The sequence below is a fragment of the Nesterenkonia flava genome, assembly GCF_031432335.1.
GTDB classification, from domain to species: Bacteria; Actinomycetota; Actinomycetes; order Actinomycetales; family Micrococcaceae; genus Nesterenkonia; species Nesterenkonia flava.
In genome coordinates, this window is record NZ_JAVKGT010000006.1 from 24,753 (window position 1) to 37,082 (window position 12,330).

13 protein-coding genes are annotated in these 12,330 nt (G+C 67.8%); 7 read left to right on the plus strand and 6 right to left on the minus strand.

Annotated features, from left to right (window positions below; translation table 11 throughout):
• Positions 1-26: 26 nt before the first annotated feature.
• On the minus strand, positions 27-1,010 hold the full coding sequence (locus RH857_RS03345; RefSeq protein ID WP_310536562.1) for a phosphatase PAP2 family protein: 984 nt from the start codon (positions 1,008-1,010) through the stop codon (positions 27-29).
• Between the two features lie 88 nt (positions 1,011-1,098).
• Here RH857_RS03345 and RH857_RS03350 point away from each other — a divergent pair, with 88 nt between their 5' ends.
• Both RH857_RS03350 and menD read left to right on the plus strand, forming a co-directional pair.
• Complete coding sequence (locus tag RH857_RS03350) at positions 1,099-2,157, plus strand: o-succinylbenzoate synthase (RefSeq protein WP_310536563.1); 1,059 nt, start codon at positions 1,099-1,101, stop codon at positions 2,155-2,157.
• Positions 2,154-4,136 (plus strand): 2-succinyl-5-enolpyruvyl-6-hydroxy-3-cyclohexene-1-carboxylic-acid synthase, encoded by a 1,983-nt coding sequence (gene menD / locus RH857_RS03355; RefSeq protein WP_310536564.1) that lies wholly within the window; start codon positions 2,154-2,156, stop codon positions 4,134-4,136. Before RH857_RS03350 ends, menD begins: the two co-directional genes overlap by 4 nt.
• On the opposite strand, the gene RH857_RS03360 is transcribed toward menD, so the two are convergent.
• Entirely contained in the window at positions 4,133-4,864 is a 732-nt protein-coding gene (locus RH857_RS03360; protein ID WP_310536565.1) for a TetR/AcrR family transcriptional regulator, read from the minus strand. The genes menD and RH857_RS03360 overlap by 4 nt on opposite strands.
• 118 nt (positions 4,865-4,982) lie before the next feature.
• On the opposite strand from RH857_RS03360, the gene RH857_RS03365 reads away from it, so the two are divergent.
• On the plus strand, positions 4,983-5,357 hold the full coding sequence (locus RH857_RS03365; protein ID WP_310536566.1) for an NAD(P)H-binding protein: 375 nt from the start codon (positions 4,983-4,985) through the stop codon (positions 5,355-5,357).
• A gap of 24 nt (positions 5,358-5,381) precedes the next feature.
• A complete protein-coding gene (locus RH857_RS03370) occupies positions 5,382-5,924 on the plus strand; it encodes an NAD-dependent epimerase/dehydratase family protein (protein ID WP_310536567.1) in 543 nt (180 codons plus the stop codon).
• On the opposite strand, the gene RH857_RS03375 is transcribed toward RH857_RS03370, so the two are convergent.
• Entirely contained in the window at positions 5,902-6,318 is a 417-nt protein-coding gene (locus tag RH857_RS03375) for a VOC family protein (RefSeq protein ID WP_310536568.1), read from the minus strand. The genes RH857_RS03370 and RH857_RS03375 overlap by 23 nt on opposite strands.
• Before the next feature lie 88 nt (positions 6,319-6,406).
• The gene (locus tag RH857_RS03380) at positions 6,407-7,792 is read right to left on the minus strand and encodes an isochorismate synthase (RefSeq protein WP_310536569.1); all 1,386 of its coding nucleotides are present in this window, start codon (positions 7,790-7,792) and stop codon (positions 6,407-6,409) included.
• Between the two features lie 44 nt (positions 7,793-7,836).
• On the opposite strand from RH857_RS03380, the gene RH857_RS03385 reads away from it, so the two are divergent.
• Both RH857_RS03385 and RH857_RS03390 read left to right on the plus strand, forming a co-directional pair.
• On the plus strand, positions 7,837-8,565 hold the full coding sequence (locus RH857_RS03385) for a demethylmenaquinone methyltransferase (protein WP_310536570.1): 729 nt from the start codon (positions 7,837-7,839) through the stop codon (positions 8,563-8,565).
• An 11-nt stretch (positions 8,566-8,576) separates the two neighbouring features.
• Positions 8,577-9,623: a polyprenyl synthetase family protein gene (locus RH857_RS03390; protein WP_310536571.1), complete on the plus strand. Its 1,047-nt coding sequence runs from the start codon at positions 8,577-8,579 to the stop codon at positions 9,621-9,623.
• A 112-nt stretch (positions 9,624-9,735) separates the two neighbouring features.
• Here the strand turns inward: RH857_RS03390 and RH857_RS03395 are convergent, their stop codons facing one another.
• On the minus strand, positions 9,736-10,251 hold the full coding sequence (locus tag RH857_RS03395; protein ID WP_310536572.1) for an HIT family protein: 516 nt from the start codon (positions 10,249-10,251) through the stop codon (positions 9,736-9,738).
• Positions 10,252-10,255: 4 nt separating this feature from the next.
• Positions 10,256-10,684, minus strand: coding sequence for a hypothetical protein (locus RH857_RS03400; protein WP_310536573.1), 429 nt, complete (start codon positions 10,682-10,684; stop codon positions 10,256-10,258).
• 152 nt (positions 10,685-10,836) lie between these two features.
• Here RH857_RS03400 and RH857_RS03405 point away from each other — a divergent pair, with 152 nt between their 5' ends.
• Positions 10,837-12,264, plus strand: coding sequence for an FAD-dependent oxidoreductase (locus tag RH857_RS03405; RefSeq protein ID WP_310536574.1), 1,428 nt, complete (start codon positions 10,837-10,839; stop codon positions 12,262-12,264).
• Positions 12,265-12,330 lie beyond the last annotated feature (66 nt).

Below are 12,330 nucleotides of genomic sequence, written 5' to 3' on the forward strand. Positions count from 1 at the left end.
CGGCGTCGTCGTTCAGACGGCGCCGCTCACACCCGGTAGAGATCGTTGAACTGCGGCGGCACCGGGTAGCTGATGCGTTCTGCCTGGGGGCTGGGAAGGTCCATGCCGCGCTGAAGGCGACCGGCCTCTGCGCCGAAGAAGTTGATCCCGGCACCGGCCACGAGGAACGCCGGTCCCAAAGAGAGCAGGGCTCCCGCCAGCCACATCCACAGGGACGGGTCCTCCGCGGCGCGGGCGATGCCCGACCAGCCGCCAGCAAACAGCAGGCACAGTCCCGCCGCCAGGGTGAAGACGATCCCGAAGAACCAGCAGAATGCCGCGGCCGGCGCGACCGGGGGGAGTGCGTCGTAGTAGACCGAGTTCTTTCGGGGTTCGAGCCGCATGATCAGCCACCCGCCGATGAGCGCCCAGATGGCCACCACCAGGTACGCAGCCACCATGTCCGAGGGCCGGTGCCAGTTGTCGATGAAGATGTAGGTGCCCCATCCACCGCCCCACAGAGCGGCAAGCACCCCGAGGAACGGGCGCTGTCGCGGGCTTCCCACCAGGAACACCGCCACCGCCACCGAGGCCGCGATCGTGGTGTGGCCGCTGGGCAGAGAATTATCCAGGTAGTCCTGCGTCCAGGCAGTGGGGAAGTCTCCCAGCTCTGGACGCTCATACAGGGTCGACTTGAAGACCTGGGTCGAGAGGTTGGCTCCGATCACGGTTCCCACGGCTATCAGTGCTGAGACGAACTTCTGCCGGGTCAGGGTGATGCCCAAGAACACCAGGGCGGGCGGGGCCACAATATAGAACGCGATCCACGGGTTGGCCGGGTCAAGATACGGCAGCGGGTGGTCGTAGTACTCGGCGTTGAGGCGGGCCACCGTATCAACCAGCTGCCCTGAGCTGCTGCGCACAAAGTACTCGTAGATCACGATGAACAGTGCGGCGCAGGCCAGGATTGCGGCAACCCACAAACCGGTGCGGCGGGCGGGGGCGCGCAGCGGGCTGGTGACGGCGGACATGGCATCAAGTATCTCAGCTCGGCTGGACAAAGCCTCAAAACCGCGACGCCGCGATGCCCTGCGAACAGCAGCTCCTAGACTGAACCCCATGTCCGCAGCTGCGCTTCAGAACCGGCCCGAGCTCCAGGAGCTCCTCGAATCCGCCGTGGTGGTTCGTCTGCCCATGCTCACCCGCTTCCGCGGTCATACCAGCCGCGAGGCCGTCCTCTTCTCCGGTCCCGCCGGGTGGGGCGAGTTCGCACCCTTCCCCGAGTATCAGCCCCCCGAGACACAGCACTGGCTCGCCTCAGCCATCGAGGCGGCATGGTCCGGACTCGGCGCGCCGCTGCGCAGAAGCCTCCCCGTGAATGCGACGGTTCCCGCCGTGCCGCCGGAGAAGGTCTCCGAGATCCTCGATCGCTACGGCGACTCCGGCACCCTGGACGCGGTTCAGGCGGTCAAGATCAAAGTCGCAGAACCGGGCCAGACGCTCGACGACGACGTCGCCCGTGTCCGCGAGGTGGCCCGCCAGATGCCCACCGCGGGCATCCGGGTCGACGCCAACGGGGCCTGGAGTCTCAGTGAAGCCGTGACCGCACTGGAGCAGATTGGCGCCGCCGCCGAAGGCCGGCTCGACTACGCGGAGCAGCCCGTGGCGGGCATCGAGCCGCTTGCCCAACTGCGGGAGGCGCTGGAGCGGAACGGAATTGGGGTGCGCATCGCCGCCGATGAGGCCGTGCGCAAAGCCGAAGACCCCCTGCGCGTGGCGCGCTTGGGAGCTGCCGACCTCATCGTGGTCAAAGTGCCGCCCCTGGGCGGGGTCAGCCGCGCCCTCAGGATCGTGGAGGAGGCCGGGCTGCCCGCCGTGGTCTCCTCTGCCCTGGACACCTCCGTGGGCCTCGCCGCCGGAGTCGCGCTCGCCGCGCGGCTTCCTGAGCTGCCCTATGCCTGCGGTTTGGGTACGGTCACGCTGTTCTGCGACGACGTGGTGCCGCAGCCGATGCTGCCGGTATCGGGTCGCCTCCGCGTGCCGGTCAATGACAAGGGCCACATCGCCGCGCCGGTGCCGAACCCGCAGAAGCTTGCAGCGCTGCGGGTCACCGGTGAGCGTGAGCTCTGGTGGCACCAGCGCATCCGTGAGGCCTACTCCCATAGGATCTATCCATGACTTCAGCTCGGCGTCCGTTCCGTGAGTTCGACGACTCCCATGACGCCGAGTCCCTGCGGCTGGCCCGCCGAGTCATTCGGGGGCTGACCGTGAGCATGCGCCACGTCGTGCTCGCCCCGGGATCCCGATCGGCTCCGCTGGCCTACGCGCTGGCCGAGGCCGAGAAGCTGGGCGCCATCACCGTCCACATGCGCATCGATGAGCGCTCTGCGGCCTTCACCGCGCTCGGCCTGGCCCTGTCCAGCGGGGAACCCGCAGGTGTCATCACCACGTCCGGGACTGCGGCGGGCAACCTGCTGCCGGCGGTGATGGAGGCCGACATGTCCGGTGTCCCGCTGGTGGCCATCACGGCGGACCGGCCCGAGGAGCTGCATGGGATCGGCGCCAATCAGGCCACCTGGCAGCAGGGAATGTTCACGGGTCGAGTCCGGGATGAACTGCATCTGGAGCAGGGACTCATCGCCTCCGGGCAGCTGCGCCTGGAGCCTGAATCCAGGGACGACATGCTCGCCGCCGAGACGCAGACCGCGCTGCTGCTGCGTGCAGCGACCACATCCACCCTGCGCAGCGCACCCGGGCCCGTACACCTGAACATCGGCTTCCGCGATCCCCTCGTGCCTGCCGAAGCTCCTGAGACCGCAGGCGGAGGCGCCCGGCCGGCGATCCAGCGCTGGGCCCGCCGCGGCGTCATCCCCTCCCAGGAGCGTGAGCGGCTCTACCGGGCCTCACGGACGGAATCGATCACCCCTGCCGAGCATCTGGGAGCCTCGGACCTGCTGGAGCGCCTCGGCGCCGAGATCCCCGGACCAGGCAGCACGCACGACGACGCCGGCTCGTCCAGTACCGACTCGCCCAGCGCGGAACTCACTCACCGAACTCTGTTCGTACTGGGGCACGGTGCGCCGCCCGAAGCGGTGGAACTGGCTCGCAGCCTCGGGCACCCTGTGCTCGCCGAACCGACCTCCGGTGCCAGGTCGAGCGACCTCGGAGCCATCCCCGGCTACCGGCTCATCCTGCAGGCCCCACAGGGCACAGAGGCGAATCAGCTGGTGGCCCAGACTCAGCGAGTCGTCGTCGCCGGCCGCCCCACGCTCACGCGACCGGTCCAGCGGCTGATCGCCCGTCGGGACCTGGAGGCTGTGCACTATGCCCCCAGCGCGCAGGCCTGGTGGGACCGCCGTCGCCAGGAGGAGGCGCTGCCCCGCCGAGCGGTGGCCGATCTGCGGGAGATCGCCGAGTTCGCCGGACGGGGGGATGCGGACTGGCTGCACCAGTGGGAGGCCAAGGGACTGGCGGCGCAGCACGCCCTCGACACGGTACTGGCCCAGGATGCGTCCGAACACGAGGCTCCCAGCTCCGTGCAGGCCGCTCAGTTCGTGGCAGAAACCGTGAAGACTTCGCTGCTTCTGGGCTCCTCCTCGGTGATCCGCGATGTGGACCTCGCCGCAGTGATCACCCGCGCGGGCGTCGACGGGGCTGGCAGCTCATGGGCACACCGGCGGGGAATCTACGCCCTGCGTGGCCTCGCCGGGATCGACGGGAATCTCTCCACCGCCGCTGGGCTCGCCCTGGCCCAGGACCGCCGCGTCACCGCCCTGGTGGGGGACCTGACGTTCCTGCACGACGTCAACGCCTTACTGGTGCCCAGCACCGAGCGTGCCCCCAACCTGGATCTTGTGGTCATCAACGACGCCGGCGGGGCCATCTTCGACCAGCTCGAACACGGTGATGTGGGCCGGCGCCCCGGGCAAGCAGAGGCAGTGGAGCGCCTCTTCGGGACTCCGCAGACCGTGGACTTCGAAGCGATCGCTGACGCTTACCGGCACGAATACGTCTACGCCGAAAGCCTGGAGGCACTGGGGCGCGCGCTGGCCTACCCGGAGGACCGGCTCGGGATCCGGATCATCGAAATGCGCACTGACCGCAGCCGCCTGCGTGCTCTGCACGAGCGACTCGCGCAGAAGGCCGCCGAGCTCTAGAGGCCAACGGTTTCCGCGGTCAGCAGGGCCAGGTAGTCCATATGGGCCTCCCGGGCCTCAATGACCTTCTTGTAGTGGCCGAACAGTTCAAAGCTCACGGCGCCGAACAGGAGCGTCCAGGCATCCACCACGGCGATCGGCAGCCAGGGATCGCTTGCGGAGAGAGGGGTGCCCCGCTCGGCGTACTCCTCGGCCAGCCGTTCCTGGATGACCTGTGAGAGCCGCTGCTCGGAGTCCTGCAGCAGCGCCTGGGGCAGCTCGGGAGCTGTGGGGGTGCGGAGCGCCCCGGCCAGTCTCGCGTCCAGTGCGACGCGGGCCAGCAGTAGCGCCACCCTGGAGGCCGGATCGATCGTCTCCCGGGGTGCCTGGTAGCCGGGGACCGGTGAGCCGTAGATCAGTGCGTACTCGTGCTGGTGATCCAGCGCCCAGTCGCGGACTCCCCGAAACACCGCCCGCCAGCGCCCCCGGTAATCCTCGCGCTCCTCGGCGGCCTCGGCGGCAGTGGCGGCTTCACCCAGTTCTGTGTAGGCCCTGACGATCAGGGCGGTGAGCAGGGCGTCGCGATCCGGAAAGTACCGGTAGACCGCAGAAGGGGCGAGCCCCACCTCGCGGGCGATGGCCCTCAGCGACAGTGCCGCGCCACCGTGCTGAGCAAGGTGGCGCTGTGCGGTGGTGAGCAGCTCTTGCGTCAGCTCAGCCCGCAATCGTTCGCGGATCCCTGGAGTCATCCTGACAGTGTCTCATCCACCAGAACAGGCGTCGCGAAGAGGAACAGTGCGCTTGTGCCCCGAGGCGGGTCACGGAACACTGTTCACAACAAGAACAGTGTTCACGCAAGGGGAGATTATGGCACGTTACGTCATTGTCGGAGCTGGAAGCGTCGGCACACACACCGCCCGACTGGCGGCCGCCCAGGGGCACGATGTCGTGCTGCTCAGCCGCAGCGGTCGGCAGCTTGACCTGCCCGGCGTCATCAGCCGTTCGGTGGATGCGTCTGACCCGCGGGCGCTCACCGCGGCCGTGGGCGGCGCCCAGGTGCTCTACAACTGCGCGAATCCCGGCACCTATATACAGTGGAGAAGCCTGTGGCCTCCGCTGGCGGCAGCGTTACTGCACGCATCCCGGCGCACCGGCGCAGTGCTGGCCACGGTGAGCAACCTCTACGGCTATGGTCCGGTCCACGGCCCCCTCACGACTGAGCATCCGCTCGCCGCGACCTGAGTGAAAGGACGCCTGCGCGCGCAGATGTGGCACGAGGTCAAGGCGGCCCACGACGCCGGCGAGATCCGTGCGGTGGAGATCCGCGCCTCCGACTATGTGGGAGGCGGAGTGGGGCCGAACCAGTCCATGCTGGTGCGCTACGCCCAGGCAGCAGCCGCGGGACGCCGAGTCAGCGTCTTCGGCAGCGCGGATGTTCTCCACACCTTCACCTACGTCTCCGACGTGGCACAGACTCTGCTCACCGTGGCGCAGGAGCCCGCGGCGTGGGGGAGGGCCTGGCGCGTCCCCTCACCTGCGGCTGTGACCATCCGTGGGGCGCTGAAGTCGCTCACCGACGTGCTCGGAGCCCCTTCCCCGCGGATCCGGACCATACCGCGCTGGGCACTGTGGCCCGCCTATCCGTTCGTTCCACTGCTGCGCGAGGTGGATGAGGTGCTGTACCAATGGGAGAGCGACTTTGTCATGGACCATGCCGCCGCCACCGAGCTGCTGGGGCTGCAGCCCGCTCAGTGGGACCAGATCATCGCCGATCTGGCCGGTCAGGTCAGAACGCCCCAGCGGTCCTAGGGCCGTCCATCTTCCTGCGCCAAGCGTCCCAGCCCCAGCACAGGCAGAACGGGTGTCCGGCGGGGTCAGCGTAGACCTGAAAGCCGGTGGGGGCATCCAGGTCACCGGCGGCCTTGAGGAACGTTGCGCCCAGCTCAAGTGCGCGGGCGTGCTCAGTGCGAATGTCCTCCACGAAGAAATCCAGGTGGATCTGCTGCGGCTGCCCATCCGGCCACTGCGGCGGCACATGGTTGGCGACGCGCTGGATGGCCAGCGGGTAATTGCCGTCGACTTCGATCTCGTACCAGTCCTCGTCGGAGCGCTGCACCGCGCCCTCCAGCAGGGCAGCCCAGAACTGGGCCACCTCGTCGCTGTTGGCCGCATCCAGAACAATCACCTGTCGGGAGAACCTCATGGCCATATCCTCCCAGCGACACCGGCGAAAGCCCAGGGCTCACAGAGGCCCGTGATCCGCATCCCCAGCCACGGCGATCCTGAAGTGTCTACTGAAGTCCCAAGGCCGCGAGCATGGGACGCAGCTTGGCCCTGGTCTCGGCCAGCTCATCCTCCGGGACTGAATTGGCCACGATCCCGCATCCGGCATAGAGGCGGAACTGCGTCGGACACTGCGCGGGGCCACCGGTGTCTTCGGCGACGGCCCCGCGCAGAGCGATGCCGAAGTCTGCGTTGCCGCGGGTATCCATCCAGCCCACCGGGCCCGCGAAGGGGCCGCGGTCCAGACCCTCCAGCATCTGAAGCAGCTGACCCGCCTCACGGGTGGGGGTGCCGCACACCGCGGCGGTGGGGTGGGCACGTTCGGCCACCTGCAGCGGACCGGGGAGGGCGCCGTCGTCGTTCCTGGTGAGCTGACCGGTGACGTCGCTGGCCAGGTGATAGACGTTGGGCAGCTGCAGCACACGCGGATCTGCCGGGCTCTGCAGCGACTCAGTGAGCGGAGCCAGCTGCTCCACCAGGGACTGCACGGCCAGGTCATGCTCGCGGTGCTGCTTGGCATCGCGCAGCAGCCGGTCCTCGGCCTCCTGGGGCGACCACGAGCGGTCCACGGTGCCGGCCAGCACACGGGAGGACACCCGATCTCCGCGCAGCCGCACCAGCATCTCCGGTGTAGCGCCGAGCACGGCCCGGGCCGCAGCGGAGGTGCTGTGGACGTAGTAGGTCCAGCATTCGCTGTAGTCCTGCGCCAGGCGTGCCAGCAGGGCGCCGGTGTGCACGGGGGCCGCGGCGCGGACCGCAACGTCGCGGGCCAGCACCAGCTTCTCCACCGTGCCCTCAGCGATGGCCGACAGTCCGGCAGTCACCGCATTCATGTACTGCCGCTCGGAATGTGTGCCGGGCTCCACGGAGGTCTTCGGCAGCTGAGGGACGGCAGAACCCTCGGCGACCAGCTCGGGCAGCGGGTCGCCAGCCTTCAGCCGCAGTCCGTGCCGTGCCAGCACGGCGTCCACATCCGCTGTGCCCGGCACAGCTTCATGCGGCTCGGCGGAGATCATCAGCAGATGGGTGCGACCCTCACGATGGGAGATCAGCAGCTCCGGCACGATCAGGCGCGAGGAGTAGTCAGACTCCGCGGAGAAGGCCACTGAGGTGAAGGCTACGGGGGAGAGGGGGGAGAGGGCCGGCGTCGTGCCCTCGTTCGGGTTCCAGCTGACGGAGGCCCACCACTGCGCCAGCTCCGGGAAGCGGCGCGGCCCAGAGGCCGCCGCGCTCGCAGCCTGGCCAAGTCCGATGAGTCCCTCACCCTCACGCAGCCACGCTCCGGTGGGCGTCAACCGGCCCAGAAGCGCGACAAGGACGGAGTCGCCGGGTGCTGAGGATCCCAGATTCACCTCGACCGTGACGGTGTGCAGGAGCGGGGGCTGGGCATTCATCGCCGGATCAGTCTATAGCTCCGTTGTGGGAGAATGCTCAGGTGATGAGCCCCACCCGCCGAGGACGCCGCGCCACCCTGGAGAAGAAGCCCGACGACGTCGCATCGATGTTCGACGAGGTCGCCGAACGCTACGACCTCACCAACGACGTCCTCTCCCTGGGGCAGACCAAGCGCTGGCGGAAGAAGCTGGTCCAGGCGCTCGCGGTCAAGCCCCACGAGACCGTCCTCGACCTCGCCGCGGGCACAGGCAGCTCCACCGAGCCCTTCCACGACGCCGGTGCGACGGCCGTGGCGTGCGACTTCTCCCTGGGCATGCTGCAGGTCGGCAAGCGCCGCCGCCCCGATATGACCTTTGTGGCCGGCGACGGCATGAACCTGCCCTTTGCCGATGACACCTTCGACGCCGTGACCATCAGCTTTGGCCTGCGCAACATTGTGCGGCCCGAGGTGGGTCTCTCTGAGATGCTGCGCGTGACCAAACCCGGCGGGCGACTGGCAGTGATGGAGTTCTCCGACCCCACCTTCCGCCCCTTCAACGTGGTCTACAACGAGTACCTCATGAAGGCACTCCCCCCGGTGGCCCGCGCCGTCTCCTCGAACCCCGACGCCTACGTCTACCTGGCCGAGTCCATCCGCGCCTGGCCCGACCAGGACCATCTGGCCGCCCTGATCGCCGAGACCGGGTGGTCGGGGGTGCGCTACCGCAACCTCTCCGGCGGGATTGTGGCGATCCACCACGCGATCAAGCCGGCCCGGACAACTTCTCGGTAGGCTTGCACCCGATGACAGAATCACGCGCGGACGCCCTGACCATCAAGCTCCCGGCAGGGTTCGACGTCCTGGCCCAGGACGAGCAGCTGGCCGCTACGGTCAGCGATGCCCTTGACGCGGTGGAGGAGCAGCTTCTCGAGGCGCTCTCCAGCAGCGACGAACTGCCCAACCGGGCCGCCCGCTACCTTGCCGAGGCGGGGGGCAAGCGCGTGCGCCCGCTGCTGACCATCCTCACCTCGCTTCTGGGGGAAGGGGTGAACCCGCAGGTCAGGCAGGCCGCTGTGGTCATGGAGATGACCCACCTGGCCACCCTGTACCACGACGACGTCATGGATTCCGCCCCACTGCGCCGGGGAGCTCCTTCGGCCCATGAGGTCTGGGACAACTCCGTGGCCATCCTCACCGGAGACCTCATTCTGGCCCGGGCCTCCCAGCTCATGACGGAGCTGGGGCACGAGGGCTCACGCATTCAGGCTGAGACCTTCGAGCGCCTCGTCATGGGACAGCTGCACGAAACCGTGGGTCCGGCCGAGGGCGACGACGCCTACGAGCACTACATCCGCGTGGTCGCTGACAAGACCGGTTCTCTGGTGGCTGCTGCGGCCCGCCTGGGAGCTATCTTCGGCGGCACCAGCGACGAGGTCTCCTCGATGCTGCAGGTCTACGGCGAAGCCGTGGGCGTGGCGTTCCAGCTGGCCGACGACGTCATTGACCTCACCGCCGACCCTGCCACCAGCGGCAAGACCCCTGGCACCGACCTGCGGGAGGGGGTGCCCACGCTGCCGGTGCTTCTGCTGCGTCAGCAAGCTGAGCACCCGGAGAATCCTCAGCCTGAGGCCCAGCGCGTTCTCGCTCTGGTCGAGGGTGATCTGACCAGCGACGAAGCGCTGGCCGAAGCGGTAGCAGCCGTCGTCGGCCATCCCGTCACCGAAGAGTCCTGGGAGGTGGCCCGCAGCTGGGCGGAGAAGGCCAAGAGCGCCATCGCATCCCTGCCCGAGTCCACGGTGAAGTCCGCGCTTCTGAGCTTCGCTGACGCCGTCGTCGACCGTCAGGGCTGAGCCTTACCGCAAGGTCTGACGCCCGGCGTCCAGTTCACACCCCACTTCCGCTCGTCAGCCCGCGCCTAAGGGGTGGGTGATTGCGCAAACGGGGGTGCGAACCGCCAGGGGGCTAGAGCTGCTGCCTCTCCCGCAGAATCTCCGCCAGGGCGGGCTGCAGCTCGGCGGCCAGCCGGGCGCGGTATTCAGGGTCCAGGGGCTGGCGGATCTGTCGGTAGAGCATGTCGTCGCTGTAGCGCGGGAAGATGTGCAGGTGGTAGTGCCAGACGTGCTGATTGCCCGCCGGTTCGTTGTGCTGGCGCACGCTGGTGCCCTCGGGATTCCACGCTTTCTTCATGGCCAGAGCCACATCACGGGACATGGCGCCGATACGTGCCAGCAACCGGTCGTCCAGATCATAGAGCGCCTCGTAGTGCCCCACGGGGGTGATCATCGCGTGCCCGGGATGGGGGCCGAAGCCGTCGCAGGCAATGAAGACCAGCAGATCCTCATCCTGATGGACGAGGTCGCTGAGCTCGCACCGGTTGCCCGGATCTGAGGTGTCCCCCTCGGCCAGGGCGCAGAAGGGGCAGCGGTAGCCGGCCGGGGCGTGGGAGGACCACAGGTCGGTGCCGTCGTCGTGCTTCACGGCCCTAGTCCTCCTCGAAGGAGAACTCGAGAAGATCGAAGAGGAACTCGCTGACCGTCGCCCCCTCGCCCGTCCATTCGTGGGTGGCGTTGTTGCGGCGGTAGATGAGGGGATCGGGAATCGTCAGATCAGCGACGTCCACGCCCCAGGCCCATCGCTCCTCCTCGTCCTCCAGGAACAGCAGGTGGCCCTCCTCGGCCACCAGTTCATCGGGGTCGAAGATGAAGTGATAGGCCTCCATAATCTCCTCGCATCGGCCCAGCGCGAGGTAGAACTCCTCCAGCACTAGGGGAAGCCGCGAGGAGTCCGGAAGCTCCGAATCTGCCAGCAGCTCCGCGAGCTCATCGGGGGAGTAACCCTCCGAGGGAGTCCACTTGTCGTCCAGGTACTTGGGCACCAGCTGCTTGAAGCGCTCCAGGAAGATCTCCGCCATCGTCCCAGCCTACAACCCCGTGATGTGCGTGACATCGGGAAGAAGGAGCGGGGCAGGTGCTGTTGCCAATAAGGCATACTGTCTTGAGGTAAATCGGCCTCTTGTGCGCCGCAACCACTCTCACTACACCAGTCTGAAAGGACCTCCCACCAGTGTCTGACACGTCCTCCACCCGGCCCCTTCGCGTCGCCGTGATCGGTGCAGGCCCCGCCGGAGTCTACGCCTCAGACATCCTGGCCAAGGCCCAGAAGAAGCACGACATCAGCGTCAGCATCGATCTGTTCGACCGCTACCCCGCTCCCTTCGGTCTGATCCGCTACGGCGTGGCCCCGGACCACCCCCGCATCAAGGGCATCATCAAGGCTCTGCACAAGGTGCTGGACCGGGGTGATATCCGCCTGATCGGTAACGTCACCATCGGCACCGATCTGACCATCGAGGACCTGCGGCGCCACTACGACGCCGTCATCTTCGCCACCGGCGCCATCAAGGACGCCGCTCTGAACATCCCCGGGGTGGAGCTTGAGGGTTCCTACGGTGCCGCGGACTTTGTCTCCTGGTACGACGGTCACCCCGACTACCCCCGCGAGTGGCCGCTGGAGGCGGCACAGATCGCGGTGATCGGCAACGGCAACGTGGCCTTGGACGTGGCTCGTGTGCTCTCCAAGCACGCCGACGACCTTCTGGAGACCGAGATTCCGGACAACGTGTACGAGGGCCTGAAGACCTCCCCCGTCACCGATGTGCACGTCTTCGGCCGCCGCGGCCCCGCCCAGGTGAAGTTCACCCCGCTGGAGCTGCGCGAGCTCTCCCACAGCCGCGACGTCGATATCGTCCTTTACGAGGAGGACTTCGAGTTTGACGAGGCCTCCGATGAGGCGATCAAGACCAACAACCAGACCAAGACCATGGTCAACACCCTGACCAACTGGCTGGTCGAGCAGGAGGAGCGCACCGAGGCCGCCTCCCGCCGGCTCCACCTGCACTTCCTGCACCAGCCCGTGGAGATCCTCGAGGGGAAGAACGCGGACGGCACCGGCACCGGCAAGGTGGCGGGGATCCGCTTCGAGCGCATGGAGCTTGACGGCACCGGCAACGTGCGGGGAACCGGAGAATTCGTGGACTACGAGGTGCAGGCCGTCTACCGCGCCATCGGCTACTTCGGCTCCGAGATCGAGGGCATCCCCTTCGACGAGAAGCGCGGGGTGATCCACAATGAGGCCGGCCGGGTGCTCGATGAGAACGGCCAGCACATTCCGGGCACCTATGCCACGGGCTGGATCAAGCGCGGGCCGGTGGGACTCATCGGCCACACCAAGGGCGATGCCATGGAGACGATCGACTGCCTGGTGGCCGACGCGCAGAGCCTGCCTGCCGCTGCGGAACCGGATGAGCAGGCCGTGATCGAGCTGCTCGAGTCCCGCGGAGTGCAGTACACCACCTGGGAAGGTTGGCTCAAGCTCGATGAGCACGAGCTCGGCCTGGGCGCGGCCTACGGCGAGCTTCCCACCGGCAGCGCTCGTGAGCGCGTCAAAGTCGTTCCGCGTGAGGAGATGGTCCGCATCTCCCGCGGCGAGTAATTCTCATCTCCCACCACATGCGCGGGGGCGAGAACCCTCCTCCTTTGCTCCGCTGCTGTGCAGCGT

Coding starts and splice junctions, on each gene's coding strand:
- RH857_RS03345 (WP_310536562.1), bottom strand. CDS start 1,010: ATGTCCGCCGTCACCAGCCCGCTGCGCGCCCCCGCCCGCCGCACCGGT.
- RH857_RS03350 (WP_310536563.1), top strand. CDS start 1,099: ATGTCCGCAGCTGCGCTTCAGAACCGGCCCGAGCTCCAGGAGCTCCTC.
- menD (WP_310536564.1), top strand. CDS start 2,154: ATGACTTCAGCTCGGCGTCCGTTCCGTGAGTTCGACGACTCCCATGAC.
- RH857_RS03360 (WP_310536565.1), bottom strand. CDS start 4,864: ATGACTCCAGGGATCCGCGAACGATTGCGGGCTGAGCTGACGCAAGAG.
- RH857_RS03365 (WP_310536566.1), top strand. CDS start 4,983: ATGGCACGTTACGTCATTGTCGGAGCTGGAAGCGTCGGCACACACACC.
- RH857_RS03370 (WP_310536567.1), top strand. CDS start 5,382: ATGTGGCACGAGGTCAAGGCGGCCCACGACGCCGGCGAGATCCGTGCG.
- RH857_RS03375 (WP_310536568.1), bottom strand. CDS start 6,318: ATGAGGTTCTCCCGACAGGTGATTGTTCTGGATGCGGCCAACAGCGAC.
- RH857_RS03380 (WP_310536569.1), bottom strand. CDS start 7,792: ATGAATGCCCAGCCCCCGCTCCTGCACACCGTCACGGTCGAGGTGAAT.
- RH857_RS03385 (WP_310536570.1), top strand. CDS start 7,837: ATGAGCCCCACCCGCCGAGGACGCCGCGCCACCCTGGAGAAGAAGCCC.
- RH857_RS03390 (WP_310536571.1), top strand. CDS start 8,577: ATGACAGAATCACGCGCGGACGCCCTGACCATCAAGCTCCCGGCAGGG.
- RH857_RS03400 (WP_310536573.1), bottom strand. CDS start 10,684: ATGGCGGAGATCTTCCTGGAGCGCTTCAAGCAGCTGGTGCCCAAGTAC.